Annotated in this window: 23 protein-coding genes and 2 pseudogenes; 14 read left to right on the top strand and 11 right to left on the bottom strand. The window is 74.4% G+C overall.

Annotated elements, in window-relative coordinates; translation table 11 throughout:
- Positions 1-4 precede the first annotated feature (4 nt).
- Positions 5-1,258 carry an FUSC family protein gene (locus IE308_RS03250; protein WP_110634456.1) on the bottom strand — a complete coding sequence of 418 codons (1,254 nt, stop codon included), beginning with the start codon at positions 1,256-1,258 and terminating at the stop codon, positions 5-7.
- A 294-nt stretch (positions 1,259-1,552) separates the two neighbouring features.
- On the bottom strand, positions 1,553-2,047 hold the full coding sequence (locus IE308_RS03245) for an FBP domain-containing protein (RefSeq protein WP_190216490.1): 495 nt from the start codon (positions 2,045-2,047) through the stop codon (positions 1,553-1,555).
- Between the two features lie 131 nt (positions 2,048-2,178).
- Between IE308_RS03245 and IE308_RS03240 the strand changes: the two are divergent.
- Positions 2,179-3,036: pseudogene (locus tag IE308_RS03240) on the top strand (DUF3626 domain-containing protein); the annotation flags it as partial.
- 401 nt (positions 3,037-3,437) lie between these two features.
- Here IE308_RS03240 and IE308_RS03235 read toward each other — a convergent pair.
- A pseudogene (locus IE308_RS03235) lies at positions 3,438-4,067 on the bottom strand (PAS domain-containing protein); the annotation flags it as partial.
- A gap of 141 nt (positions 4,068-4,208) precedes the next feature.
- On the opposite strand from IE308_RS03235, the gene IE308_RS03230 reads away from it, so the two are divergent.
- From IE308_RS03230 to IE308_RS03220, 3 genes are all read left to right on the top strand, one after another.
- On the top strand, positions 4,209-7,394 hold the full coding sequence (locus tag IE308_RS03230) for a cytochrome P450 (protein WP_190216489.1): 3,186 nt from the start codon (positions 4,209-4,211) through the stop codon (positions 7,392-7,394).
- A 328-nt stretch (positions 7,395-7,722) separates the two neighbouring features.
- Positions 7,723-9,012 carry an ROK family transcriptional regulator gene (locus tag IE308_RS03225; RefSeq protein WP_190216488.1) on the top strand — a complete coding sequence of 430 codons (1,290 nt, stop codon included), beginning with the start codon at positions 7,723-7,725 and terminating at the stop codon, positions 9,010-9,012.
- Positions 9,013-9,115: 103 nt separating this feature from the next.
- The gene (locus tag IE308_RS03220; protein WP_190216487.1) at positions 9,116-9,412 is read left to right on the top strand and encodes a hypothetical protein; all 297 of its coding nucleotides are present in this window, start codon (positions 9,116-9,118) and stop codon (positions 9,410-9,412) included.
- Between the two features lie 36 nt (positions 9,413-9,448).
- On the opposite strand, the gene IE308_RS03215 is transcribed toward IE308_RS03220, so the two are convergent.
- A complete protein-coding gene (locus IE308_RS03215; RefSeq protein WP_110634468.1) occupies positions 9,449-10,477 on the bottom strand; it encodes an SDR family oxidoreductase in 1,029 nt (342 codons plus the stop codon).
- Between the two features lie 141 nt (positions 10,478-10,618).
- Here IE308_RS03215 and IE308_RS03210 point away from each other — a divergent pair, with 141 nt between their 5' ends.
- Positions 10,619-11,242 (top strand): DUF1326 domain-containing protein, encoded by a 624-nt coding sequence (locus IE308_RS03210; protein ID WP_190216486.1) that lies wholly within the window; start codon positions 10,619-10,621, stop codon positions 11,240-11,242.
- A gap of 97 nt (positions 11,243-11,339) precedes the next feature.
- Here IE308_RS03210 and IE308_RS03205 read toward each other — a convergent pair whose 3' ends face one another.
- The 4 genes from IE308_RS03205 to IE308_RS03190 form a co-directional block, all read right to left on the bottom strand.
- Entirely contained in the window at positions 11,340-12,110 is a 771-nt protein-coding gene (locus IE308_RS03205) for a DUF2182 domain-containing protein (RefSeq protein ID WP_229908759.1), read from the bottom strand.
- Between the two features lie 180 nt (positions 12,111-12,290).
- Complete coding sequence (locus tag IE308_RS03200) at positions 12,291-13,256, bottom strand: SDR family NAD(P)-dependent oxidoreductase (RefSeq protein WP_190216484.1); 966 nt, start codon at positions 13,254-13,256, stop codon at positions 12,291-12,293.
- Between the two features lie 294 nt (positions 13,257-13,550).
- On the bottom strand, positions 13,551-14,225 hold the full coding sequence (locus IE308_RS03195; RefSeq protein WP_190216483.1) for an HAD family hydrolase: 675 nt from the start codon (positions 14,223-14,225) through the stop codon (positions 13,551-13,553).
- A 52-nt stretch (positions 14,226-14,277) separates the two neighbouring features.
- Complete coding sequence (locus IE308_RS03190) at positions 14,278-15,318, bottom strand: PHP domain-containing protein (RefSeq protein WP_110634482.1); 1,041 nt, start codon at positions 15,316-15,318, stop codon at positions 14,278-14,280.
- Positions 15,319-15,480: 162 nt separating this feature from the next.
- On the opposite strand from IE308_RS03190, the gene IE308_RS03185 reads away from it, so the two are divergent.
- From IE308_RS03185 to IE308_RS03175, 3 genes are all read left to right on the top strand, one after another.
- Positions 15,481-16,293: an SDR family oxidoreductase gene (locus IE308_RS03185; protein ID WP_190216482.1), complete on the top strand. Its 813-nt coding sequence runs from the start codon at positions 15,481-15,483 to the stop codon at positions 16,291-16,293.
- Positions 16,294-16,459: 166 nt separating this feature from the next.
- A complete protein-coding gene (locus tag IE308_RS03180; RefSeq protein ID WP_229908758.1) occupies positions 16,460-17,479 on the top strand; it encodes a DNA topoisomerase IB in 1,020 nt (339 codons plus the stop codon).
- Positions 17,480-17,514: 35 nt separating this feature from the next.
- The gene (locus tag IE308_RS03175) at positions 17,515-17,751 is read left to right on the top strand and encodes a hypothetical protein (protein ID WP_110634488.1); all 237 of its coding nucleotides are present in this window, start codon (positions 17,515-17,517) and stop codon (positions 17,749-17,751) included.
- 18 nt (positions 17,752-17,769) lie between these two features.
- On the opposite strand, the gene IE308_RS03170 is transcribed toward IE308_RS03175, so the two are convergent.
- Together IE308_RS03170 and IE308_RS03165 are read right to left on the bottom strand one after the other, a co-directional pair.
- Positions 17,770-19,029 carry a lectin gene (locus IE308_RS03170; protein ID WP_190216480.1) on the bottom strand — a complete coding sequence of 420 codons (1,260 nt, stop codon included), beginning with the start codon at positions 19,027-19,029 and terminating at the stop codon, positions 17,770-17,772.
- Positions 19,030-19,161: 132 nt separating this feature from the next.
- On the bottom strand, positions 19,162-19,719 hold the full coding sequence (locus IE308_RS03165) for a VanZ family protein (protein ID WP_190216479.1): 558 nt from the start codon (positions 19,717-19,719) through the stop codon (positions 19,162-19,164).
- A gap of 418 nt (positions 19,720-20,137) precedes the next feature.
- Here IE308_RS03165 and IE308_RS03160 point away from each other — a divergent pair, with 418 nt between their 5' ends.
- From IE308_RS03160 to IE308_RS03135, 6 genes are read left to right on the top strand one after another with little or no spacing between them, the layout of a single operon-like run.
- Positions 20,138-20,329 carry a hypothetical protein gene (locus IE308_RS03160; protein ID WP_190216478.1) on the top strand — a complete coding sequence of 64 codons (192 nt, stop codon included), beginning with the start codon at positions 20,138-20,140 and terminating at the stop codon, positions 20,327-20,329.
- Positions 20,326-20,778 carry a monovalent cation/H+ antiporter complex subunit F gene (locus tag IE308_RS03155; protein ID WP_190216477.1) on the top strand — a complete coding sequence of 151 codons (453 nt, stop codon included), beginning with the start codon at positions 20,326-20,328 and terminating at the stop codon, positions 20,776-20,778. The genes IE308_RS03160 and IE308_RS03155 overlap by 4 nt, the downstream gene beginning before the upstream one ends.
- Positions 20,771-21,031: a hydrogenase subunit MbhD domain-containing protein gene (locus IE308_RS03150; RefSeq protein ID WP_110634502.1), complete on the top strand. Its 261-nt coding sequence runs from the start codon at positions 20,771-20,773 to the stop codon at positions 21,029-21,031. Before IE308_RS03155 ends, IE308_RS03150 begins: the two co-directional genes overlap by 8 nt.
- Positions 21,028-21,768 (top strand): MnhB domain-containing protein, encoded by a 741-nt coding sequence (locus IE308_RS03145; RefSeq protein ID WP_190216476.1) that lies wholly within the window; start codon positions 21,028-21,030, stop codon positions 21,766-21,768. Before IE308_RS03150 ends, IE308_RS03145 begins: the two co-directional genes overlap by 4 nt.
- A 19-nt stretch (positions 21,769-21,787) precedes the next feature.
- Positions 21,788-22,135: a sodium:proton antiporter gene (locus IE308_RS03140; RefSeq protein WP_190217346.1), complete on the top strand. Its 348-nt coding sequence runs from the start codon at positions 21,788-21,790 to the stop codon at positions 22,133-22,135.
- On the top strand, positions 22,135-23,895 hold the full coding sequence (locus tag IE308_RS03135; protein ID WP_190216475.1) for a complex I subunit 5 family protein: 1,761 nt from the start codon (positions 22,135-22,137) through the stop codon (positions 23,893-23,895). Before IE308_RS03140 ends, IE308_RS03135 begins: the two co-directional genes overlap by 1 nt.
- On the opposite strand, the gene IE308_RS03130 is transcribed toward IE308_RS03135, so the two are convergent.
- Positions 23,896-24,552 carry a DUF4230 domain-containing protein gene (locus IE308_RS03130; RefSeq protein ID WP_190216474.1) on the bottom strand — a complete coding sequence of 219 codons (657 nt, stop codon included), beginning with the start codon at positions 24,550-24,552 and terminating at the stop codon, positions 23,896-23,898. It lies immediately after the preceding gene.
- Between the last annotated feature and the right edge of the window lie 38 nt (positions 24,553-24,590).

Here is a 24,590-nt window from a genome sequence, read left to right as displayed (position 1 = left end):
TTCCTCACGAAGAACGCCCGGGGACCCCTTTCCGGTTCCGCCGCCTACGCCGCAGGACGCGCATCCGCTCCCGGAGCCACACCCCGGACAGCGGCCGTTCGCGCTCCTCCCTGGTGTGCCGGTCCAGCTCCTCAAGGAGCCGGTGCGACCGGTGCTCGGTGTCCAGCTCGTCCAGCATGCGGTTGACCTCGGTCAGCACCGCGCCGTGCAGCTGCCACTGGCGGGCGTCGCGCTGCACCTCCTCAAGGAGCAGCTGGGCGAGCTTGTCGCGGGTCGCGGCGGCCTGCCGCAGTTCGGTCGTCAGCCGCTCCTCCGCCGACTCCGCGCTCTCGCTGACATGCGTGGTGACCAGTACCGCGAAACTCACCACGGCGTCGGCCACCTCCGACAGCAGCTGCTCGACGACCGCGCCCGTCTCGCGCGGGAACAGCGGCTCCGGGTCGCGCTCCTTCGCCAGGTCGGTCAGGGTGCGGGCGAGCACCCGAAGGACCACCGTGCAGATCTCCAGCGTGTCCAGGCCGGTGCGCAGCACCACCCGGTGCAGCAGGCCCTCCCGCACCCGCGGGTTGAGCCGGAGGCTGTCCTCGGCCTGCCGCAGCGCCGCGTCCACCTCGACGATCTCGTGGTCCAGGCGGCGCGCCTCGTGCAGCCGGGCGGCCGCCAGTTCGAACGGGGTACGGCCGGCGGCCTGCTCGCCGATCCGCAGCATCAGCTGCCGCACCCGGCGGGCCAGCCCGTCGATCGACTCGCCCGCCTCGTCCACCCACACCGGTGGTGGCAGCAGCACATTGCAGGCCATGCCGACGACCGCGCCGATCAGCGTCTCCAGGATCCGCGCCCAGGCGGTGTCGCCGACCGTGGTGACACCGAGGACCAGCATCGCGCTGATCGCCACCTCGGGTACGTACTCGTCGACCCGGACCAGATGGCCGACCGCCAGCGACGCCACGATCAGCAGCGCCAGGCTCCACCACGTCAGACCGACCAGCAGACTGAAGGCGATGGCCACCAGCACGCCCGCCACCACCGAGTTCACCCGGCGGATGCCGTTGGTGAGGGTGGCGTACAAGGTCACCTGCACGACCAGCAGCGCGGTCAGCGGCGCGGTCAGAGGTGCGGCCTCGGGACTGAGGTGGAGCGCGATGACGTAGGCGATCGTCGCCGCGGTCGCCGACCGCAGCGCCTGCACGACCACGGGTTCACGGCTCCGCCGCACCAGCCGCACCAGGGACTCGGTCCGCTCACGTACATCTTGCATCCCTTGGCCTGTTCCCCTTCCTCGGACGACTCGAACTCGTCCGTGGCTCATATCGAACGCCCACGGCACAGCTGGGGCAAACCCCCGGGCGGTGAGGAGGGCCGCCGGACGGCCCACGCCGGGCGTCCGCGGGTACCCCCGTGACCTGTGGGTACCGGAGGGATGACCGGCGGTGCCCGGGTGGGCCGGCCTGGACGAGGCGACGTACAGCTCTCACGACTTCTTCGCCCTGAGGGAGAGTGTTTCCGCCACCCGGTCGAGGAGCAGGGCGACGCGCGGGCCGTCCTGCCCGGCTCAGTCGTACAGGGTGTCCAGGAACGCCGACAGGTTGCCGTTCATCCGGGCCAGCTGCTCCTCCACGGTGAGGCTCTCCTCGAAGCGCTGCCCCGCCTGCGGGACCTTCCGGCCGCGGATGTACAGCGGACAGGCCAGGTCGGTGCACATGTACAGGCCGACCGAGTTGCCGTCCCGGCCGGCCGTGCCGGCCTTGCGGGCCGTCATCAGCGACACCCCGCCGCGCGGGTGCGACGTCAGGCACAGCGAGCACAGGCTGCGCTGGAGGAAGCCGCGCTGCGCCGGCGGGAACCGCAGGGTCACCCCGACGAGCCCGTCCGGCCGTTCGACGACGAGATAACTGCGGTCCGGCGCGCCCGGATCGCGCCACCCGAGGAAGTCCAGGTCCTCCCAGGGCTGTTGGTCCAGATCGCGGGGGACCATGAGGCGCTTGGCCTCTCCCTTCGAGCAGTTGACGAAGGAAGCGCGGATGTCGTGCTCGGTGAGTGATCTCATGGGAGGGCTTTCGAGTCTCGTGCGGAACACAAACCTAGGGGTCCTAGGTTTCTGTGGTCAGGGTAGGCGGACGCCGAAGGGGTGGGCCAGTGAATTTCGAGGAGGTCGCCGGGCCGCGGGCCGCGGCCGCACTGCGGCACGTCGCCGCGCGCTCGGCCGGGCCGGCCGTGGCCGACGGGCTGCGCATCACGCTCAACTTCCACCCCGACCGGCTCGCCAGCGGCGGGTCGCCCCTGCTGCACGCGCTCGCGCGGGACGGCGTCTACCACTCCCAGTTCGTCACCGGCACCAGCAACGGCGGCCTCACCGCCCACCCCGGCGGGGACCGCTGGCGCTGGGAGAGCCGCATCTTCGGCGGCGCCTACGACGCCGCGCCACCCCACGAGCGGCCGGTCTACGGCGCCCTCGACTTCCGGCACCAGGTCGTCGGCGCCGCACCCCGCTTCGGCTCCTCGCACTTCCGCCTCGCCCCCGCCGTCCTCGCCCGCAGCACGTTCTGCTACCCCGACAGCGCCGCCGAACCGGCCGACTTCGGCGTCGCCGCCGGCATGCATCTGATCGCGCTGGCCGAGGCCGACGAGCGGGACCCGCTCAACGACTACATCGAGGCCCATGTGCACGGCGGCGTCGACCTCGCCCGCGACGTCGAGGCCCTCGTCCTCGACGCCTGCTACCGCGGCACGCCCGTCGAGGCGGCGGCCCGCCTGCTGCCCTGCCCCGTCGAGTGGCACCCCGGCTACCGGATCACCGTGGCCGGGCTGTACCGGCACGCCGACTACCGCGGCCGGGAGTTCGCCGACCTCGGGGCCCGCATCGCCCGCGACGGGGTGATCGATCCGCGGGTCATCGGGGACGCCGCGCGCACCGGCCGGTACGTGCTGCAGGACCTGAAGATGGTCTGGCACACCCTGGCCCGCTTCGGCGCGCCCGAGGGCGCGGGCACCGCCTACTCGGACCGGCCCGGCGTTCCCGGCCCGGTCTCAGCCCCGCCAGGACTACCCTCGGGCGCACCCCGCACGACCCCGCCAGAGCTGCCCGCCGGCGCGCCTCGCACGATTCCGGGTCCGCCCCGCGCTCCCGGCCCGGCCTCGACCCCGCCAGGGCTGCCCGCCGGCGCGCCTCGCACGATTCCGGGTCCGCCCGGCGCTCCCGGCCCGGCCTCGGCCCGGTCAGGGCTGCCCGCCGGCGCACCTCATACGACCCCCGGCCCGCCCGGCCTGCCCGGCACGGCCTCTGACGCTCCAGGAGCGCTCTCAAGCGCACCCCGCACGACCCCGGCCCCGCCCGGCCTTCCCGCTGCGACGCCGGATCCGCCCCGCGCGGTGTCCTCGCCGTCCGGTGCGACGCCGGATCCGCCCCGAAGGGCCCCGTCCCCGTCCGGCACCACGGACCGGGACGCCGACGGCGGCCACACCCCGGCCTCCAGTACGCCCAGCGCGTAGGCGCGCGCCACCAGCTCCGTGCGGGTGGCCGCGCCCCAGCGGGCCGACAGGCGCCGCAGGTGATAGGTCACCCCGTCCGCGCTGAGTCCCGTCTCCCGCGCGGCGCGGGCCGTGGTGGCGCCGCCCGCCAGCAGGGCCAGGATGCGGGCCTCCACCGGTGAGACCTCCACCGGCGTCCGCGGACGCGCCGCGCGCTCGCCGAGCACCCGCAGCATCACCAGCAGCGCCGGCGTCTCCTCGACCGTGTCGCTGACCGGGTCCGCCGTCAGCTCGCCGTACCGCTCCGCGCCACCGCCCGGCGCCGTCCAGCGCACCGACACCTGGTAGCGCGAGCGGTGCCGCAGCCGCAGCGCCTCGGCGATCCGCTCCACCTGCCCGGCCCGCCGCGGCCGGAACAGCTCCAGCACCTCCCGGCCCCGCAGCCGCCCCGGTGTCGTACCGCACTCCGCGGCCATCGCCGGATTGGCGAGCAGGACGGCGCCGTACACATCGCACACCGCGACCGGCACCGTCACCCGGTCGAAGAGCGTCAGGGCGCGGTTGCGCCACACCACGGCCTCCTGCCGCGACCGGTCCACCAGCACACCTCCTGCCGTCCGGCGCAAGGGCGACACGCATCCGTGCACTACACAATCATGCAGTCGCGCGGCACGGGCGGGCGGGCTCCCTGGATCACGCTTGATCCGTAAGTCCGCACAGCGAAAGGCAGTTGCCGCGTCATGCCCCCCACCGCACTGCGCCCCCACACCGCCGGCCCCCGCGACGGCGTGCCCGTCGTCGACATCTCCGCCACCGGCCCCGGCATCACCCCGATCCAGCAGGTCATGGACCTGATGCGGGAGCACGGGCCGGTCCTCCTGCGGCGCCTGCACGGCCGGGACACCCTGTTCGTCGCCGACCTGGACCTGGTGACGGACCTGGCGGACGAGGAGCGGTTCGCCAAGCACATCGGGCCCGCCCTGGAGAACGTCCGCGAGTTCGCCGCCGACGGCCTGTTCACCGCGTACAACGACGAGCCCAACTGGGCGAAGGCGCACGACATCCTGATGCCCGCCTTCGCGCTCGGCTCGATGCGCGCGTACCACCCCGTGATGCTGCGGGTGGCCCGACGGCTCATCGACTCCTGGGACCGCGCCGCTCGCGCCGGGCGGCCCGTCGACGTCCCCGACGACATGACCCGGATGACCCTCGACACCATCGGACTGGCCGGGTTCGGTTACGACTTCGGCTCCTTCGAACGCACCGAGCCGCACCCCTTCGTCGAGTCGATGGTGCGCTGCCTGGAATGGAGCATGACCCGCCTCGCCCGCACCCCGGGCGAGGACCACTCCGCCGCCGACGCCGCCTTCCGCGCCGACGCCGCCCACCTCGCGCGGGTCGTCGACGACGTCATCGCCGCCCGCACCGGCCTCGTCCGGCAGGACGCCGGCGACCTGCTCGGACTGATGCTCACCGCCGGGCACCCCGCCGACGGCACCACCCTGGACGCCGCGAACATCCGCAACCAGGTCATCACCTTCCTGATAGCCGGCCACGAGACGACCTCCGGCGCGATGTCCTTCGCCCTCTACCACCTGGCCAAGCACCCCACCGCGCTCCGGCTCGTCCAGCGCGAGGTGGACGCCCTGTGGGGCGACACCGCCGACCCCGAGCCGACGTACGAGGAGGTCGGCAGGCTGACGTACACCCGCCAGGTCCTCAACGAGGCGCTGCGGCTGTGGCCGACCGCCGCCGCGTTCAGCCGCCACGCCCTCGACGACACCCTGCTCGGCGGGCGGGTGCCGCTGCGCGCCGGGCAGCCCGTGACCGTGCTCACGCCGATGCTGCACCGGCAGCCCGTGTGGGGCGACAACCCCGAGCTGTTCGACCCCGCCCGCTTCACCCCCGAGGCGGAGGCGGCCCGCCCGGTGCACGCCTACAAGCCCTTCGGGACCGGCGAACGCGCCTGCATCGGGCGGCAGTTCGCGCTGCACGAGGCGACCATGCTGCTCGCCCTGCTGGTCCACCGCTGCCGGCTGCACGACCACACCGGCTACCGGCTCCGGGTCAAGGAGACCCTCACCCTCAAGCCCGACGGCTTCACCCTCACCCTGACCCCGCGCACCGCGGCCGACCGCACCCACACGCCGCTGCCCGGCGCGACCCCCGCCCCGGCGGGGAACACGCCCGACCCGCGTGCCCTGCCCGCCCGGGTCCGGCCCGGCACGAGCGTCCTCTTCCTGCACGGCAGCAACTACGGCACCTGCCGGGAGTTCGCCGCCGGCCTCGCCGACGAGGCCGCCGCGCTCGGCTGCACGACCGAGGTGGCCCCGCTCGACGCATGGGCCGGCGGCCTGCCCGCCGGCCGCCCCGTCGTCATCACCGCCGCCTCCTACAACGGCCGCCCCACCGACGACGCCACCGCCTTCGCCGCCTGGCTGGAGGAGGACCACGACCTCACCGGCGTCTTCTACGCCGTCCTCGGCGTCGGCGACCGCAACTGGGCCGCCACCTACCAGCAGGTCCCCACCCGCATCGACGACCGCCTCGCCGCGCTCGGCGCCACCCGCCTCACCGGCCGCGCCGCCGCCGACGCCTCGGGCGACCTCACCGGTACCGTCCGCGACTTCACCGTCCGGCTGCGCGCCGCCCTGCTCCAGGAGTACGGCGACCCCGACGCGCCCGCGCCCGCGCCAGCGGCCGACGCGCCGACGGCCGCGTACGAGGTCCGCGCCCTGACCGGCGGCCCGCTGGACGCGCTCGCCGCACGGCACGGTCTGGTGCCGATGACCGTGACCGAGGCCCACGACCTGACCGCCCCCGGTCACCCGCGCCGCAAGCGGTTCGTCCGCCTCGCCCTGCCCGACGGCGTCACCTACCGCACCGCCGACCACCTCGCCGTCCTCCCCGCGAACTCTGCCGCCCTCGTCGACCGTGCCGCCGCCGCGTTCGGCGTCGACCCGGACACCGTCCTGGACATCCGGCCGACCCGCCCGCGCCGCGACGGCCTCGCCGTCGACCGCCCGGTGACCGTACGGCAACTGCTCAGCCGGTACGTCGAGTTGCAGGAGCGCCCGACCCCCCGGCAGCTCGCCGCGCTGGCCGCCGCCAACCCGTGCCCGCCCGAGCGCGCCGCCCTCGCCGCGCTCGGCGCGGACGACCCGCGCACCCTCGTCGAGGTCGTCGAGGACCACCCGGCACTGCGCGGCGCCCTGGACTGGCCGCACCTGCTGGAGATCCTCACCCCGTTGCGTCCGCGCACCTACTCGATCTCCTCCTCGCCCGCCACCGACCCCCGCCACGCCGACCTGATGGTCTCCGTGCTGGACGCCCCCGCGCGCTCCGGCAGGGGCCGTTACCGCGGTACCGGCTCGGGCCATCTGGCCGAGGTCCGGCCCGGCGGCACGGTGTACGCCCGGATCCAGCCCTGCCGGGAGGTGTTCCGCGTCGACCACTCCGCCCCGGTGATCATGGTGGCCGCGGGCACCGGCCTCGCCCCGTTCCGCGGCGCGATCGCCGACCGTGCCGCCGCCCTCGCCGCCGGAGCGGAACTCGCCCCCGCGCTCTGCTACTTCGGCTGCGACGCGCCGGACGCCGACTTCCTGCACGCCGCCGAACTGCGCGCCGCCGAGGCCGCCGGAGCGGTCTCGCTGCGCCCGGCCTTCAGCGCCGCCCCGCAGGACGGGATGCTGTTCGTCCAGCACCGCATCGCCGCCGAGGCCGGCGAGGTCGGACGGCTGCTGGACGCCGGGGCGCGCGTGTACGTCTGCGGCGACGGTTCCCGGATGGCACCCGGTGTCCGCGAGGCGTTCCGTACGCTGTACCGGGGCCGCACACCGGGCGCCGACACGACGGCCGCCGAGCGGTGGCTGGACGAGCTGATCGCCGCCGGGCGGTACGTCGAGGACGTGTACGCGGCCGGCTGAGCCGAGGGGGAGGCGGGGGGAGAGGATGACGGACTCCCGGGAACGGGCCCGCGCGGCCGCGCTCCACGCCGCGCGCCGCTCCCCGCGGCCGGCCTGTGCCGCGGTGCAGCGGGCGCACCCGGCACCCCTCCGGCCGGCCCCGCCCGCGCCGGCCCGGGAGACCCCAACTCGCCGCGCCGCCGGACGAGATCGCCGTACGGGTGGGCCCGGCCCGGGCCCACCCGGACCCGCCGCTTAGTTTGCTTCATGAATTAAGGGCTGGAGGAAGGTGCGCTCCGGGACCCCTCGGAGATAGGGTGCAGGTCGGGCACGGTTCGGAGGGAGTCACATGGCGGGGCGGAACGGGCGCACGGTACGCGATCTGAGGCGGGCCAACCGCACGGCCGTGCTGCAACGGCTCTACTTCGACGGGCCGCTCAGCCGCTTCGAGCTGGGCCCGGCGACCGGCCTCAGCTCGGGCTCGGTCAGTAACGTCGTCGCCGACCTCGTCGCCGACGGCCTGCTGGAGGAGGCCGGCAGCGTCGACTCCGACGGCGGCCGGCCCCGCACCCTGCTGCGGGTCGCGCCCGGCAGCGGCCACATGATCGGCGTGGACGTCGGCGAGACCCGGGTGCGCATCGAGCTGTTCGACCTCAGCCTCACCGAGCTGGCCCGCGCCGAACGCCCGCTGGAGCACCAGCGTTACGACGTCGAGGTGATCGTCGGCCACATCCGCGACGGCGTCGCCGAGGTCCTCGCCGCCGCCGGCATCGCCCCCGACCGGCTGCTCGGCGTCGGCATCGGCGTCCCCGGCATCGTCGAGCGCGACCCCGCCCGGGGCGCCGTGGTGCACGGCCAGACCATCGGCTGGGACGCGGTGCCGCTGGAGGCGCTGCTGCGCGACGGCTCCCCGCTGCCCGCGACCGTCCCGTACCTCATCGACAACGGCGCCAAGACCCTCGGCCAGGCCGAGATGTGGTTCGGCGGCGGACGCGGCGCCCGCAACGCCGTCGTCGTCCTGTTCGGCTCCGGCGTCGGCGCCTGCCTCGTCACCCCCGACGTCGACAGCGGCCGGGCGGTGGAGTGGGGCCATCTGACGGTACGGGTCCGGGGGCGCCGCTGCCGCTGCGGCGCGCTCGGCTGCCTGGAGGCCTACGCGGGCGCCGAGTCACTGCTCGCCCGCTGGGCCGAGGCGGGCGGCACACCCCCGCGGGACACCGACGAGGAGGGCGCGCTCACCGCGATGCTCGCCGCCGCCTACCCGGCCGCGGACGCCGAGGCCGACCCCGTCGCCCGCGCCGTCCTCGACGAGACCGCCGAGTACCTCGGCGCCGGGCTGTCCGACCTGATCAACCTCTTCCAGCCCGAGCGCATCCTGATCGGCGGCTGGGCCGGCCTCCAGCTCGGGCCCCGGTTCCTGCCCGCCGTACGCCGCCACGCCACCGCCTACGCGCTCAGGCACCCCGCCGAGAAGGTCACCGTCGAACTGGGCCGGCTCGGCCCGGACGCGGTCACCGTCGGCGCGGCGATCCTGCCGCTCGCCGACTTCTTCGCCCGTGGCGGGCGGCGGCCCGAGCCCGAGCCCGAGGGGCCGGCCCCGGCCTGGCGCACGGCGCTCGCGGAGCGCGCCCCGCACTGAGGTTTCGCAGGTCGGCCCGGAGGTACCCGCGTGGCTCCGCAGCGGCGGGGGGACACGTGGCTGTGGGACAGGAAGAGCCGGGGGGACACGAAGGGAGGACGCCGTGACCGACCGCCGCCCCGACGACCCCGCCGAGACCGCCGCGCCGGTCCCGCGGGACATGCCCGACCAGCAGGTGACCGAGGGCGAGGACCCGTGGGACGTGTCGACCGCCCGCGCCGCCGGTGAGGAGACCGAGCCGGGCCAGGACTCCGGCGGCTCCATCGGCACCTCCGGCGACACCGGGGAGTCCGACACGGACGTCCCCGACACCGACGAGGCCGGCACGGGCCGCCGCGGCGCCCCGCAGGGCGACGCGTCCGACCCCGACCAGCCGGTGCCGGACGAGTCACCGGCGTGAGCCGGGCCTGAGCCGAGCACGGGGGAGCGGGGGTGGTCAGCCCACCTTCCGCCCCCGCATCGGCTCCGTCCGCGCGCCCGCCCCGTGCTGGAGCCCCTCAAGGAACTCCTCCAGCACCTCCGGCGCCGTACGCTCCGGGTGCCAGCCCAGTTCCACGCGGGCGCGCGTGCAGTCCATCAGCGGCAGCCGCAGCACCGCGTCGAACAGGTGCGGCGAGGCCGGCAGCAGATGCAGGCCCCACGCGGCGGCGATCGCCGAGCGCGCCGCCTGCCGGGGCAGCCGTACCGGACGCGCGCCGAGCATCTCGCCCAGCATCCGCGCGTCGACCGGTGGTTCCGCCGCGAGGTTGAAGGCGCCGCGCACCTCGGTGTCGAGTGCGAGCCGGTAGGCCCGGGCCGCGTCGTCGGTGTGCAGCGCCTGCACCCGCAGGCCCGGGATGTCGGGCAGGAACGGCAGCAGCTCCGGCCGGGCCAGCGGGCCGGGCAGGAAACGCCCGCCGAAGATGCGCCGCTGCTCGCTCGCCGACTCCCGCTTGAACAGGAACGCCGGGCGCATCCGGACCACGCGCACGCTGGAGTGCTCGCGTTCGAAGCTGTCCAGCGTCCGCTCCAGGTACGCCTTCTCCCGGCAGTACGCGGCGTCAGGCCAGCCGTGCGTCGGCCACGACTCGTCCACCGCCCGCTCCTTCGGGCCCGGCGAGTACGCCCCGACGGACGAGGCGTGCACCAGCACCGGCACCCGGGCCGCCGCGACCGCCTCGAACACCCGGATGCTGCCCAGCACGTTCGTCCGCCAGGTCACCGCCGGATCGTGCGTCGGCTGGAACGCCCAGGCCAGATGGATGACGGCCGAGGCCCCCGCGAAGTGCCCGGCGAGGTCGGCCTCTTCGGAGGCCAGGTCGACCGCCGCCCACTCCGTCTTCTCCGGCGTCCAGTCCGGGATCCGGCGCGCCAGGCCGAGTACGGACCCGATCGCGGGGTCCTCCGACAGAAGACGGACCACACTGGTGCCGACGTTCCCGGTGGCGCCCGTGACGACGATCCTGCTGTCCGCTGCACTGCTCACGGTCGGCTCCTCTCGGCCGTATTCCTGGTCGGGACCGGCTGACCGAGTACCGCACGCGGGCGTTTACACCCTCTGTTGACAGGAATAGCGTGGAAGTACAGCGACGCTCACCGCCGACGCTCTTCGAGGAGCGGAGGAGCCATGTCGTGGACCATCTCCGGCAACTACGTCGCAGGATGCTCCTGCGCGATCATGTGCAGTTGCCCCTTCGACGGCAAGCCCAGGGACACCGAGGGGAACCTCGGCTGCCTCGGCTCGGCCGTCTTCCACATCGCGGACGGGAACCTGGGCGACCTGGACCTGTCCGGTGTGGACTTCGCGTTCTACAACGAGTTCCCGTCCAACCTGACCTCGGGCGACTGGAAGGTCGGGCTGGTCGTGGACAGCGGCGCGAGCGACGAGCAGGCCGACGCCCTGGAGCGCATCGTCTCCGGCCGGGAGGGCGGTCCCTTCGCCGAACTGTCGCAGTTCTACGGCGAGTACCTCGGCACCCAGCGGGCCGGTGTCTCCCTGGCCGACGGCGACAAGCCGGCCGTCAGGGTCGAGGGCCGCACCGAGCTGTCGTACGAGCCGCTGACCGGCCCGGACGGCACGCCGACCACGGTCAGGAACGCCCTCTTCGGGTTCGCGCCCGAGTACCAGACCGGCACGACCAGCGGCAGCTCGAACGCCTTCGGGCTCACCTTCCAGGGGTCGTACGGCGAGGCGGCGCAGTACAGGTTCAGCAGTGAGGAGGCCGAGGGCGCGGCCACGGGCCGTGTCTGACGTCCGAGGACGAAGGACGTCGACAAACCGCACCACCAGGCGGTGAGCGGCGGACGAGGGCATCACACCCGGGGGACCGGCACCCGAGGGGTCGGTGTCACATCCCACCCATGGGCGACGGCATCGGCTCCTGCAGCCCCGGCAGCACCCACGACTGGAACGGCGCCAGCACCGCGAGGACCAGGAAGGCCACGCCCACCAGCCGGCCCAGCAGCGGGCCGCGCGGCCCCAGCTTCTCGACGAAGATCACCAGGGCCAGCCCGGCCATCGCCGCCAGGTTCATCACGCCGAGCGGCACCAGGACGACCATCAGCCCGGCACAGCAGCCCACGCAGTACGCGCCGTGATGCAGCCCCACCCGCAGATCCCGGGCGGGTGGCCGGAACCCGGCGTAGTGCATGAGGTGACCCATCGGATCCCGGCAGTGCCGCAGGCACACGTTCTTCAGCGGGCCCAGCTGGTACAGCCCGGCCAGCGTGAAGGCGCCGGCGCCGATCCAGCGGCCGGCGTCCGGATGGTCCGCCACCAGGGCGCCGGTCAGCGCGAGCGCCCCGTAGGCGAGCAGCCCGAACGCCGTCCACACCAGCAGATAGCCGCCCACGAAGCCGGCCGTGCGCGCGGCCCGGGTCCAGCCGGAGGAGCGGCGGCCGATCGCCCGTACCCAGGTGATCGCCACCGGCGCCATCGACGGCAGCATCATGGCGGCCATCATCGTCACCCACAGCACCAGGAACAGCGGCAGCGCCAGCCCCATCGTGCCCGGCTCCACGCCCATGTCCCGGGCCTGCCCGACGGTGAGCACCCAGGCGAGCCCGGCGACCACCCCCACCACGATCCAGGCGGCCACCATCTCCCGCACGGGCACCATCCCCGACCCCCGGGCGACCGGAGCGGCCCGCGAGGCGCCGGCCGGAGCGGCCCGCGCAGCCGTCGGCGGGGGAGCGGAGGAGGAGAGCCGGAGATGCCGCATGGAAACTCCCGAAGACCCTTCCAGCACACCACCGCCCCACCGACGGCGCCACCGGGCCGACGGCGCGTCAGGTCCCCGCTAGCCCACGAACGCGTTCACCCCCGTCAGTTCCGCCGACAGGTCCCACAGGCGGGACGCCTGCTCCGGGTCCGTCGCCCAGGAGGCGACGCCCGTGCGGTCGCCGTCGGGGCCGGCCGGTTCGGCGATGTCGCAGTCCTCCAGGTAGACGCCGCCCAGGCCGTCCAGCTGCGGGGAGGTCGCCGCCCAGACCTGGGTGGCCGCGCCCTGCTGCGGGGACTTGAAGCCCTCGGGGTTGAGGACGTTGCCGTCCTCGTCGATCCAGCCGCGCTCCACCATCTCCGCCTTGGGCAGGTGCCGCTGGAGCGGGGTGAGGATGCCGCCGGGGTGGAGCGAGAAGGCGCGGACGCCGCGGTCCCGGGCGAGGCGGTCCAGGTGCACGGCGAACAGCACGTTCGCCGTCTTCGCCTGGCCGTACGCCGCCCACTTGTCGTAGCCCTGCCGCCAGTGCGGGTCGTCCCAGCGGATGCCGGAGAAGTGGTGGCCGCGCGAGGAGACCGACACCACGCGGGCGCCGCCCGGCTCGATCGCCGGCCACAGCCGGTTCACCAGGGCGAAGTGGCCGAGGTGGTTGGTGGCGAACTGCGCCTCCCAGCCGGGCCCGACCCGCGTCTCGGGGCAGGCCATGATCCCGGCGTTGTTGATCACGATGTCCAGGGTGCGGCCGGAGCCGAGGAAGCGGTCGGCGAAGCGGCGGACGCTGTCCAGGTCCGCGAGGTCCAGGTCGTCCACCTCGACGCCGTCGATGCCGGTGAGGTTCTCCTGGGCGGTGGCGGGGCGCCGGGCCGGCACCACGACCCGGGCGCCGGCCTTGGTCAGGGCACGCGTGGTCTCCAGGCCGAGGCCCGAGTAGCCGCCGGTGACGAGGGCGAGCTTCCCGGTGAGGTCGATGCCCGCGAGGACGTCGTCCGCGGTGGACCCGGCGCCGAAGCCCGAGCCGATGCTGTGCTGTGCGGTGTCACTCATGTCCGGCACGCTACGGATTGGAGTGCGCTCGAAGTCAAGCGCGACGGGCGCACCCGGGCCAGGGCGGAGAAAAGCCCCGACCGGACGGGGGCATCACGGTCGGGGCGGTACGAGGTGTGGGCGCGGACGGCGGTCGCCTCTCGGCGAAAGGCTCCACAGGGCTTCAGCCGAACGATCGTCCCTGTGGGCAAAAGGTGAGGCCCGGGGACACTGTCCCGTCCGCACCCACGAGTCGTTCAACGGACAACCACGCATGGGTGTTCCCCCGTCCGTCCCCGTACGGGGTGATACGCGTCACTCGTCCGGTCCCGCGCCGCCCAGGGGGCTCCCCGCCAGCCCGGCGAGCAGATCGGCCGGGTCGCCGTACACCGCCTGCGCCCCCGCCTCCTCCAGGTCGGCGCGCGGGATCCCGCCGCACAGCAACCCCACGCAGCGCACCCCGGCCCGGCGCCCGGTCTGCATGTCCCACACCGTGTCCCCGACGAACACCGCCCGCTCCGCCGGCACCCCGGCCAGCTCCAGCGCGTGCTCCACCGGCTCCGGCGCCGGCTTGCCCTCCTCGACGTCGTCCGCGCTCGCGGTCGCCGTGATCGCCTCGTCGGCGTCGATGGCCCGCCGCAGCGCCTCCAGCTCCGGCCCGCTCGCCGAGGTGGCGAGCACCACGGCCCACCCGTCCCCGTGCAGCCGCCGCAGCAGCTCTCTCGCGTCCGCGAACGCCGGCAGCCGGTCGAAGTACTGCCCGTACAGCGCCTTGTGCGCGGCGCTCAGCTCCTCGTCCTGCTCCTTGTCGCGGTCCTCGCCCAGGAGATGGGCGATCAGGTCGGTCGAACCCAGACCGACCGCCCGGTGGACGGCATGCATCGGCACCCGGTGGCCCGCCTGCCGGAAGGCCTCCCACCAGGTCGTCACATGCAGGTGGTTCGTGTCGACCAGGGTGCCGTCGACGTCGAACACGGCGGCGCGTTCCATGAGACTCCTCTCCGCCTCTCCCGCGGCTCGTGAGCCGCCCGGGTACCCCAGGTCAGCCGCCCGTCACGCCGGCCGGGACCCGGCCCTCGCGCGTCCAGGCGAGCAGTTCGTCCGCCGACCAGGCGGTCACCACCCGCTCCGCCGGAACCCCGCACTCCTCGGCCCGCGCACAGCCGTTGATCTGCCAGTCCAGCTGACCCGGCGCGTGCGCGTCCGTGTCGATCGAGAACAGCACGCCCGCCTCGACCGCCTGCCGCAGCAGCCGCCGCGGCGGGTCCAGCCGCTCCGGGCGGCTGTTGATCTCCACCGCCGTCCCCGACTCGGCGCAGGCCGCGAACACCTCGTCCGCGTCGAACTGCGACTCCGGCCGCCCCCGCCCGGTGACCAGCCGTCCCGTGCAGTGGCCCAGCACGTCGGCGTGCGGATTGCGTACCGCGGCCACCATGCGGCGCGTCATCGCCCGCGCGTCCATCCGCAGCTTGGAGTGGACGGACACCACCACCACGTCCAGCCGCTCCAGTAGCTCGGGCTCCTGGTCGAGCGAGCCGTCCTCCAGGATGTCGCACTCGATACCGGTGAGCAGCCGGAACGGCGCCCAGGTCGCGTTCAGCTCCGCCACCACCTCCAGCTGCTCGCGCAGCCGTTCGGGCGACAGGCCGCGGGCCACGGTCAGCCGGGGCGAGTGGTCGGTGAGCACGGCCCACTCGTGCCCCAGCTCGGCGGCGGCGCGGCCCATCTCCTCGATCGGGCTGCCGCCGTCGGACCAGTCGGAGTGCAGATGGCAGTCGCCCCGCAGCAGGGCCCGCAACCGCTCCCCGCCGCGCACGGCCGGCGCCTTGCCGGCCTCCTCCTCCAGCTTCCGCAGATAGCCGGGCGTCTGCCCGTCCAGCGCCTCCCGCACCACCTGCGCGGTCTTCGGCCCGAGCCCGCGCAGCGCCTCCAGCGTCCCGGCCGCGGTCCGCTCACGCAGCTCCGCCTCGGGCAGCTCCCGCACCACGCGGGCGGCGGTACGGAAGGCGCGGACGCGGTACGTCGGCGCCTGGGACCGCTCCAGCAGAAAGGCGATCCGGTCCAGAGCCACGGCAGGTTCCATGACCACCTCCTCCAGCCCCCAGGGTTCCCCAGCGCCCCTGCCCCCGCACGGCGAACGGGACGCCGGCCCCGGCTCCCCCCGCCCCACCCGCCTCCCGTTTGTCCCGGCCCCGCCCGGGTACTGCGATGACTCGTCCGGTTACGTGACGTGAGGAGGAACGCCATGACCGCCGACCCCACCCCGCACTCCGGGAAAGCGGCCGTGATCACCGGTGCGGACTCCGGCATCGGGCGGGCCACCGCCGTGCGGCTGGCCCGGGCGGGCATGGACATCGGCATCACCTGGCACGAGGACCACAAGGGCGCCGAGGAGACCGCCGACGAGGTCCGCGCCCTCGGGCGGCGGGCCGCCGTCGAGCAGATGGACCTCACCCGGCTGCCCGACGCAGCCGGCGCCGTCGACGCGCTGTGCGACCGCCTCGGCCGCCTCGACGTCCTCGTCAACAACGCCGGTACGGGCACCATGACGCCCTTCCTCGACCTGGAGCTGGCCGACGTACGACGGGTCCTGGACGTCGACCTGGTCGGCCCGTTCCTGTGCGGGCAGAAGGCGGCCCGGCACATGATCCGGCAGGGCGAGGGCGGCCGGATCGTCAATGTCACCTCCGTCCACGAGCACCAGCCCCGCGTGGGCGCCGCCCCCTACTGCGCGGCCAAGGGTGGCCTCGGCCTGCTCACCCAGGTCATGGCGCTGGAACTGGCCGAGCACGGCATCACCGTCAACGCGGTGGCCCCCGGCGAGATCGCCACGCCCATGACCGGCCAGGAGGACACCGACGTGCACACCGAGTCCCGGCCCGGCGTGCCCCTCGGCCGGCCCGGGGACGCCCGCGAGGTCGCCGCCGTGATCGCCTTCCTGGCGAGCCCCGACGCCTCCTATGTCACCGGCGCCTCCTGGTCGGTCGACGGCGGCATGCTGCGGATGCGCCCGCAGGCCGGCTCGCACCTGGAGAGCGATGACTGGCGCCGGCCCTGAGCGGGGCACCGTGAAGGAGACGACCCTCAGCCGGACCGTCCCCGGCCAGACGCGGCAGGGCGAGAGCGGCGACGAGACCAAGGCCGACGGCAAGCGCACGGGCAGGACCAACGGCAAGGCCAAGGCCCAGGTCAAAGTCAAGGTCGACCCCAAGACCCCCGTCCGCCTGCGCACCAGCTCCTGGGAGCAGCCCGGCTTCACCCGCCGGCGCTGTGGCCGCGGCTTCCGCTACCTCGACGAGCGGGGCGAGCCGCTCACCGACCCCGAGCAGCTCGCCCGCGTCCGCGCGCTGACCGTCCCGCCCGCCTGGCGCGACGTGTGGATCTGCCCCTGGCCCCACGGGCACCTCCAGGCGGTCGGCACCGACGAGGCGGGGCGCCGCCAGTACCTGTACCACGAGGAGTTCCGCGCCCAGCAGGACCAGGCCAAGCACGAGCACGTGCGCGAGGTCGCCCGCGCCCTGCCCGAGCTGCGCGCCCGGGTCGCCGCCGACCTCGCGGGCCGCGGCCTGACCCGGCCGCGCGTCACCGCCTGTGCCGTACGCCTGCTCGACCTCGGCTTCTTCCGTGTCGGCAGCGACCGGCACACCAAGCAGAACGAGACCTACGGCCTGACGACGATGCTGCGCGAGCACGTCCGCTGCGGCCGCGACGAGATCTCCTTCTGCTTCCCGGCCAAGGGCGGCATCGAGCTGGTCCGGGCCCTCGTCGACGAGCAGGCGCACGCCGTCGTCCGGGCCCTGGTGCGCCGGCGCCGCCCCGAAGAGCGGCTGCTGGCCTACTGGGAGGGCCGCGCCTGGCACGAGCTGCACAGCGACGACCTGAACGAGGCCCTGCGCCGGCTCTCCGGCACCGAGATCACCGCGAAGGACTTCCGTACCTGGCACGCCACCGTCCTCGCCGCCGTCGCCGTGGCGGTGGCCGCCGAGGAGGCCCGCGCCACCCCCGCGGCCCGGCACCGGCAGACCGTGCGGGCCGTCAAGGAGGTCAGCCGCTACCTGGGCAACACACCCGCCGTGTGCCGCAGCTCCTACATCGACCCGCAGGTCTTCGAACTGTTCGAGCAGGGCGTGACCATCGCGCCCGCCCTCACCCGGCTGGGCGAGCACGGGGACTTCGGGCGCCCGGCCACGCAGGGGGCCGTCGAGGCGGCCGTACTGGACCTCCTCGACGGCCGCTCCGGATGAGCCGTTACGCCGGATTCCGCTTTACCCTCGATGGCATGACCGAAGTTGGCAGCCCGCACATCTCCCATCCGCGGATCATGGTGCTCGGGGTCCAGCCGGGCAATCCGCCGTTTCGCATCGTGGAAATCGACGGTGAGGTCGTCGGGGAGGCCAAGGCGCTCACCGACGTCCTGGAAGCGGCCGCCGCGTACGGCATCACGGTGCACGACGCGGACGACCCGGACGTCGTCCGCTGGGTGGGCGGGGACAAGTTCACCTGGTCCCCGCGCTGAGCGGACCCGTGGGGCGGGTCAGCCGACCGTCCACTTCTGGTTGGCCGCGCCCGTGCAGGACCAGATCTGCAGCCGCGTGCCGTTGGCCGTGCTCCCGTCGGTCACGTCCAGGCACTTGTTTGCCTGCGGATTGACGATGTCCTGCGCCGCCGTGACGACCCACTTCTGGGCCCCGGTACTGTTGCAGTCGTAGAGCTGGACCTTCGTGCCGTCGCCCGTGCCGCCGCCGGTGACGTCGAGGCACTTGCCGAGGGCGCGCAGCGTGCCGTCGGAGGCGACCGTCCACTGCTGGGCCGGGGTGCCGTTGCAGTCGTAGAGCTGGACGGGCGTGCCGTTGGCGGTGTTCGCGCCGGCCACGTCCACGCACTTGCCGCCCAGGCCCCGGATCGGCCGGCCGGTGGCGGTGTCGCTCGTGGTCACCGACACCGAGTCGACGACCAGCTGCTGCGGGAAGGCGGTGGAGCCGTCCGGGTCGCCGGGCCAGTAACCGCCGACGGCCAGGTTCAGGATCAGGAAGAACGGCTTGTCGAACACCCAGGTCTTGCCGCCCAGGTCGGCCGGGGTGCGCCGCTGGTAGACGTTCCCGTCCACGGACCAGGTGATCGAGCCGGGCGCCCAGTCCACGGCGAAGGTGTGGAAGGCGTCGGCGAAGGCCTGCCCGCCCGGCAGCGAGTAGGCGGCGCCGATGCCGCCGGAGCCGGAGTAGCCGGGGCCGTGGATCGTGCCGTGCACGACGGACGGCTCGAAGCCGACGTTCTCCATCACGTCGATCTCGCCCGAGTTCGGCCAGCCGACCTGCCCGATGTCGGTGCCGAGCATCCAGAACGCCGGCCACATGCCCTGCCCGCGCGGGATCTTCATCCGCGCCTCGACATGCCCGTACTGCGCGGCGAACTTCCCGGAGGTGTTCAGCCGGGCCGAGGTGTACTGGCAGCTGCCGTACCAGCACTGGTAGCCGGCCGGGTTCTCCCGGCGGGCGGTGATGACCAGGTGGCCCTGGCCGTCCAGGGCCGCGTTCTTCGTCCCGGACGTGTAGTACTGCCGCTCGTGGTTGTTGACGTTGTCGCCGGTCTCCAGCTGCCACTTGGAGCCGTCGACCGGCGCCCCGGCGGGTCCGTCGAAGGTGTCGGAGAAGGTCGCGGCGGCGGCGACCGCGGGAGCCTGGGCGCCGGCGGGGGCGGTGGTTCCCGCCTCGGCCGTGCCGGCGGCGGCGGAGGCGGCCAGGACGGCGGAGAGCGCGGCGAGCAGGCATCTGCGGAGCAGGCGTGGGGAGGCCACGGCATTCCCTTTCCGTACGGCACACGGGCGTGCCGACTGGGGGTGGGGGTGAACGGGTGAATGCGTCGCCCCTTGATTTAAGAAGTGAGTTAAGTGGGCGTCAAGACCTTGGTACGGACCACTCGGTCAGCTTCACCGGCGCTCCCCGGCTTCGTCGCGCTCGTCAGCCTCGTAGACCTTGTGGGTCTTGCGGCCCTTGTGCACCGTCCGCCCCAGCCGCCGGCCGAGCAGCAGCCAACCCACCAGCGCGCCCGTGGTGTTGAGGATGACGTCGTCGATGTCGAAGGCGCGGCCGGTCACCAGCGAGCCCTGGGCCAGCTCCACCAGCAGCATCACCAGCGCGGTCAGCGCCAGCACCCGCAGGATGCCCCGGGCCCGCGGCGCCACGACCGGGACCAGCACCCCGAACGGCACGCCGAGCAGCAGGTTCCCGCCGATCTGCTTCACCGCGTCCCGCAGCCCCGGCTGGTCCAGATAGGCCCGCACCGACCGCCCCGGCCGCAGGTTGCTGTGGGTCAGCGCCTCCGAGGCGGGGGAGGGTTGCAGCGTCAGCCGGGCCAGCACGACCGCGAACGCCACCATCAGGACGAACGCGCACAACATGGCGAACAACCGGACGACGAGAGGCAGCGGACGGCGCTCGGCGCGGGCCGGCGCGTCCGTGCGCGGGCGTACTCGGGTACGGACCATCAGCTCCTCCGGGCGTCAACTTCCTGGCGTGCTAAGCCGGTTACCCCGGCTCTCGGCGAACACTCCGGGTCCGTCCCGCGACAGGACCGCCTCGCCGTGCCCACCTGGACCCGCCGCACCGTGCCCACTTGGGACCCGCCGCACCGTGCCCACTTGGGACCCGCCTCGCCGCGGCCACTCCTGCCCCGCCCCGCGACGGCCACTCCTGCCCCGCCCCGCGACCGTCACTCCTGCCCCGCCCCGCGACCGTCACTCCTGCCTCGCGCCCGCGCGTCCCCGCCCCGCGTTTCCGTTGCGTCGCCCGGGGCACTCCGGGTGGTGACCCGCGCGCGCCGCCGCCTGCCGTGGCGAGGGCGGTGTTTGGATGCCCGCAGACCGGCACGACCGCAGCGGACCCCGGGGCCGAGGAGGTGGCGACGTGAACCGGCGTACGAACAGCGCGGCGCTGCCCGCCGCCGCCGAGCTGGCCCTGTGGTGGACCACGCTCGCCGGGCTGTGGCTCGTGTTCATCAGCACCGTCGACCCCCTCGAACTCGCCGTCGGCGCGGGCGCGGCGGCCGTCGGCGCGCTCGCGGCCCGCGCCGCACGCCGGGCGGTGACCGACCGGTGAACGGCTGGCTCCTCGCGGCGGCCGTCGTCCTCACCGGCGGCCTCGGCGCGGCCCTGTGGGGCGTCGCCACCGGCCCGCTGCGCCGCCGCGCCGTCGCCCAGAACCTCGCCACCGTCCTCGCCGGCTCCGGACTGCTGCTGCTCGCCCAGGGCTACGACCGCCCCTCCTACCTCGACCTCGCCCTGGTCCTCGCCCTGCTCGGCCCGGTCGGCACCCTCGTCTTCGCCCGGCTGCTCGCCGACGACCTGGCCGCCGACCCGCCCCGCGCCCGCGCCGCCACCTGGGCGACCGTGGGCGTGGCCGCCGCCACCGTGGCCGCCGTGTGCGCGGCCACCGGCCCCGGCCGCGCCATGGGGAAACTCCTCGTGACCGGCGCCCTGCTGATCGGCGGCAACCTCATCGCCTCCCGGGCCCTGTCCGGCGGCTTCGGCGGGGTGCGCGGTGGCTGACGCCGTGATCGCCGTCGCGCTGCTGCTGGTGGCCGCCTCCGCCACCGCGGCCGTCGCCACGCGCGACCCCGCCCGCCAGGCGCTCGTCCTCTCCGTGCTCGGCGTCGTGCTCGCCGTGCTGTTCACCACCCTCCAGGCACCCGACGTCGGCCTGTCCCAGCTCGCCGTCGGCGCCGCGCTCACCCCGCTGCTGCTGCTCCTGACGGTCCGCAAGGTGCGGCGGCGCCCCCGGCGCGAGGAGGACCCCCGGTGAACCGGCGCATGCGGCTGTGCCTCGTCGCCCTCGGCGGCGCGGGCCTCGCGGCCCTGTTCACCGCGGCCTTCCTGCGCCTGCCCGCCTTCGGCGGCGACCGGCACCCCTACGGCGACCGGGCCGTGCGCGCCGCCCTGCACCGGCACACCGCCAACACGATCGCCTCCGTCAACTTCGACCTGCGCGCCTTCGACACCCTCGGCGAGACGAGCATCCTCTTCGCCTCCGTCCTCGGCTGCGTCGTCCTGCTCCGCCAGGCCCGCGACGAGCACCGCGCCCGCCCCGAACCGGCCGACGTAGCACCGCCCGTACGCCGCTACGCGCTGCTCGTGCTGCCCGTCGCCGTCCTCACCGGCCTGTACGTCGTCGCCCACGGCCAGCTCAGCCCCGGCGGCGGCTTCCAGGGCGGCGTCGTCACCGCGACCGCCCTGCACCTGCTCTACCTCGGCGCCGACTACCACGCCCTGGAACGCGTACGCCCCCTCGGCGCGTACGAGGCCGGCGACGCGCTCGCCGTCTCCGCGTACGTCGTCACCGGCCTCGCGGCCGTCCTCGCGGGCACCGCGTTCCTCGCCAACACCCTGCTGCCGTACGGCACCTTCAACACGCTGTCCTCCGGCGGCACCGTGCCGCTGCTGAACGCCGCCGTCGGCATGGAGGTGGCCTGCGCCGTCGTGGTGCTGCTCGCCCGCTTCCTGGACCAGGCCGTGGAGATCGAGGAGGACAGCGGGAAGTGAGCAACCGGTGAGTTCCGTCATGGACGTCCTGCCGTACCTGGTCGCCGGCTGGGTCTTCCTGGCCGGCTGCTACGGCCTGGCCACCAGCCGCAACCTGATCCACGCCGTCGGCTGCCTCAGCGTCTGCCAGGCCGGCACCTACGTGCTGCTGCTCGCCGTCGGCTACCGCGACGGCGGCACCGCGCCCGTCTTCTCCGACCTCAAGCCCGGCACGCGCCCCGTCGTCGACCCGGTCGTGCAGGCCCTCGCCCTCACCGACGTCGTCGTCGGCGCCACCGTCACCGCGCTGCTGCTCGCCCTGGTCGTGCAGGTCGCCAAGCGGCACGGCACGGTCGACCCCGACGAACTCGGCGAGCTGCGCGGCTGATGCACCACCTGATCCCGCTGCTCGTCGCCGTACCCCTGCTCGGGGCGGGCCTGCTGGTCGCCGGGGGCCGTCGGCTGCCCCGCCCGGCCGCCGAGACCGTCGCCTGCGCGGTCTCCGGCGGCACCGCCGCTCTCGCCCTGGTCCTGCTGCTGAACTCGTCGCCGCCGATGGTCGAATGGGTGGGCGGCTGGAGGCCCGTCGACGGCTTCAGCGTCGGCATCGTCGTCCTCGGCGACGGCCCCGGCCTCGGCATGGCCGCCCTCGCCTCCCTGCTGACCCTGGCCGCGCTCGTCTACTCCTGGCACTACTTCGACGAACCGCCGCGCCGGCACGCCGGCTCCTTCCCCGCGCTGATGCTGCTCTTCCAGGCCGGCATGTGCGGCTTCGCCATCGCCGGCGACCTGTTCAACGCGTTCGTCTACTTCGAGCTGATGAGCGTCGTCGCCTACGCGCTCACCGGCTACCGCATCGACGAACCCCGCGCCGTGCAGGGCGCGCTGACCTTCGCCGTCGTCAACTCCCTCGGCGCGTACGCCCTGCTGATGGGCATCGGCCTGCTGTACGGCCGTACCGGCGAACTGGCCATGACACGGATCGGCCGAGCCCTGGACGCGCACGGCGCCCCGGACGCGCTCGTCCTCGCCGCCTTCGTGCTGGTGCTGACCGGGCTGCTGGTCAAGTCCGCCGCGGTGCCCTTCCACTTCTGGCTGCCCGACGCGCACGCCGTCGCCCCGACCCCGGTGTGCATGCTGCTCTCCGGCGTCATGGTCGAACTCGGCGTGTACGGGGTGTGGCGGGTGTACGGCACCGTGTTCGCCGGCCCCGGCGGGGTCCCCGCGCCCGACGCGCAGCGGGCGCTCCTCGTCCTCGGCGCGCTGACCGCGGCCGTCGGCGCCGTCATGTGCTGGTACCAGCGGCACATCAAACGACTGCTGGCCTACTCGACGGTGGCCCACACCGGGCTCTTCCTCGTCGGCATCGGCGTTCTGAAGCCGGAGGCCGACGACGGGACCGCGCTGTACGTCCTCGGCCACGCGGGCGTGAAGGCCGCCCTGTTCGCCCTGGCCGGAATCCTCCTCGACCGCTACGGCTCCCTCGACGAGCACGTCCTGCACGGCCGGGCCCGCGCGCTGAAGGGCGTGGCGGCGATGTTCGCGCTCGCCGCCCTGGGCCTCGCCGGGCTGCCGCCCTTCGGCACCGCGCTCGGCAAGGCCGTCACCGAGGAAGCGGTCGGCGGCCCGTTCACCGCGCTCTACGTCGCCGTCTCCGCGGTCACCGCGGGCGCGGTGCTGCGGGTCGCCGCCCGCGTCTTCCTCGGGCTCGGCCCGAAGCCGCGGGAGAGCGCCGCGTACGAGACCACCGGCTCCGGCGAGCGGCCCGAGACCCGGCAGCGCCTCACCCGGGTCCCCGACACGATGACGGCCGTCCCCGCGGTGCTGCTGGCCGCCGCAGTGGCCGCCGGCGCCGCCCCCGGCTTCGCGGGCGTGGTCGCGGACGCCGTCAACACGGCCGGCTCCGGCGGGGTCCGCGTCGCCGTGCACTGGACGCGGGCCGGGGTGCTGCTCGGCCTGCTCTCGGCGCTGCTCGCCACCGGTCTCGCCGCGCTGGCCGTCACCCGTCCCGCCCTGCTGTCCGCGCCCGACCGGGCGCTGCCGCTGCGCCGTCTGCAGTCCGGGCACGTCGGGGACTACGTGGCCTGGCTGCTGGTCGGCGCGGCGGTACTCGGCGCGCTGGCCCTGCCGGGCGTGCTGGGCGGCTGATCAGGCGTATGTCACCGTCACACGGGTGAAGCCGAGCGAGCGCAGCAGCCCGGTGAGCATGCCGGTGGTGTTGCGTTCGGCGCGCGCGGTCAGCCCGCTCTCCTTCGCCGCCTCCCCGATGTGCCGCACCGCCAGCTTCTGCACGGCCTGTTCACTGTTGGGGTTGTCGGAGAACAGATCGCCGAGCCGGTCCAGCAGGCCGCGCTGCTTGGAGACGGCGTAGGAGCGGTCGGGGTCGAGGGCCGGCTTCCCGAGCCGCGCGTGCGGCAGGCGCAGCGTGGCCGTGGTGCGGTCCTCGTCGACCGTCACATCGTCCTCGCCGACCTGGCCGAGGTCGACGTAGGCGTCCACGGTGCCCGCCCCGACGTACAGGGTGCGGGTGCCGCGCACGGCGTCCGGCAGGAACCGGGCGTCCTTCTCCAGGTCCACCACCACATGGAAGTTGCCCGAGGCGGCGTCGTAGCGGCTCATGTCCTGGATCGACTGCAGCAGCGCGGGCCCCGACCGATCCCGGGTCTCCGTCCCGAACAGGTCCTTCAGGCCGGGCAGCACGCTCAACCGGATCCCGGCGAAGAAGACGACGAGCACCAGCACGAGCGCGGCCACGACCTTCGTCCAGCCGGGCATCCGCCGCAGGCGTCCGAGGGAAGTCGTCATGGCGACGGTCCTCCTTCCTGCCTCTTCGGATGCCCGCC

The organism is Streptomyces griseosporeus (assembly GCF_014656055.1).
Lineage (GTDB): Bacteria > Actinomycetota > Actinomycetes > Streptomycetales > Streptomycetaceae > Streptomyces > Streptomyces griseosporeus.
The sequence above is the reverse complement of the archived record's forward strand: the minus strand, read 5'-3'. Positions and strand labels throughout refer to the sequence as shown.

Excerpts from the sequence above, each read along its gene's own strand:
- IE308_RS03250 (WP_110634456.1), bottom strand. The coding sequence starts at position 1,258 with ATGCAAGATGTACGTGAGCGGACCGAGTCCCTGGTGCGGCTGGTGCGG.
- IE308_RS03245 (WP_190216490.1), bottom strand. The coding sequence starts at position 2,047 with ATGAGATCACTCACCGAGCACGACATCCGCGCTTCCTTCGTCAACTGC.
- IE308_RS03230 (WP_190216489.1), top strand. The coding sequence starts at position 4,209 with ATGCCCCCCACCGCACTGCGCCCCCACACCGCCGGCCCCCGCGACGGC.
- IE308_RS03225 (WP_190216488.1), top strand. The coding sequence starts at position 7,723 with ATGGCGGGGCGGAACGGGCGCACGGTACGCGATCTGAGGCGGGCCAAC.
- IE308_RS03210 (WP_190216486.1), top strand. The coding sequence starts at position 10,619 with ATGTCGTGGACCATCTCCGGCAACTACGTCGCAGGATGCTCCTGCGCG.
- IE308_RS03205 (WP_229908759.1), bottom strand. The coding sequence starts at position 12,110 with ATGGTGCCCGTGCGGGAGATGGTGGCCGCCTGGATCGTGGTGGGGGTG.
- IE308_RS03200 (WP_190216484.1), bottom strand. The coding sequence starts at position 13,256 with ATGAGTGACACCGCACAGCACAGCATCGGCTCGGGCTTCGGCGCCGGG.
- IE308_RS03195 (WP_190216483.1), bottom strand. The coding sequence starts at position 14,225 with ATGGAACGCGCCGCCGTGTTCGACGTCGACGGCACCCTGGTCGACACG.
- IE308_RS03190 (WP_110634482.1), bottom strand. The coding sequence starts at position 15,318 with ATGGAACCTGCCGTGGCTCTGGACCGGATCGCCTTTCTGCTGGAGCGG.
- IE308_RS03185 (WP_190216482.1), top strand. The coding sequence starts at position 15,481 with ATGACCGCCGACCCCACCCCGCACTCCGGGAAAGCGGCCGTGATCACC.
- IE308_RS03175 (WP_110634488.1), top strand. The coding sequence starts at position 17,515 with ATGACCGAAGTTGGCAGCCCGCACATCTCCCATCCGCGGATCATGGTG.
- IE308_RS03165 (WP_190216479.1), bottom strand. The coding sequence starts at position 19,719 with ATGGTCCGTACCCGAGTACGCCCGCGCACGGACGCGCCGGCCCGCGCC.
- IE308_RS03140 (WP_190217346.1), top strand. The coding sequence starts at position 21,788 with ATGGACGTCCTGCCGTACCTGGTCGCCGGCTGGGTCTTCCTGGCCGGC.
- IE308_RS03135 (WP_190216475.1), top strand. The coding sequence starts at position 22,135 with ATGCACCACCTGATCCCGCTGCTCGTCGCCGTACCCCTGCTCGGGGCG.
- IE308_RS03130 (WP_190216474.1), bottom strand. The coding sequence starts at position 24,552 with ATGACGACTTCCCTCGGACGCCTGCGGCGGATGCCCGGCTGGACGAAG.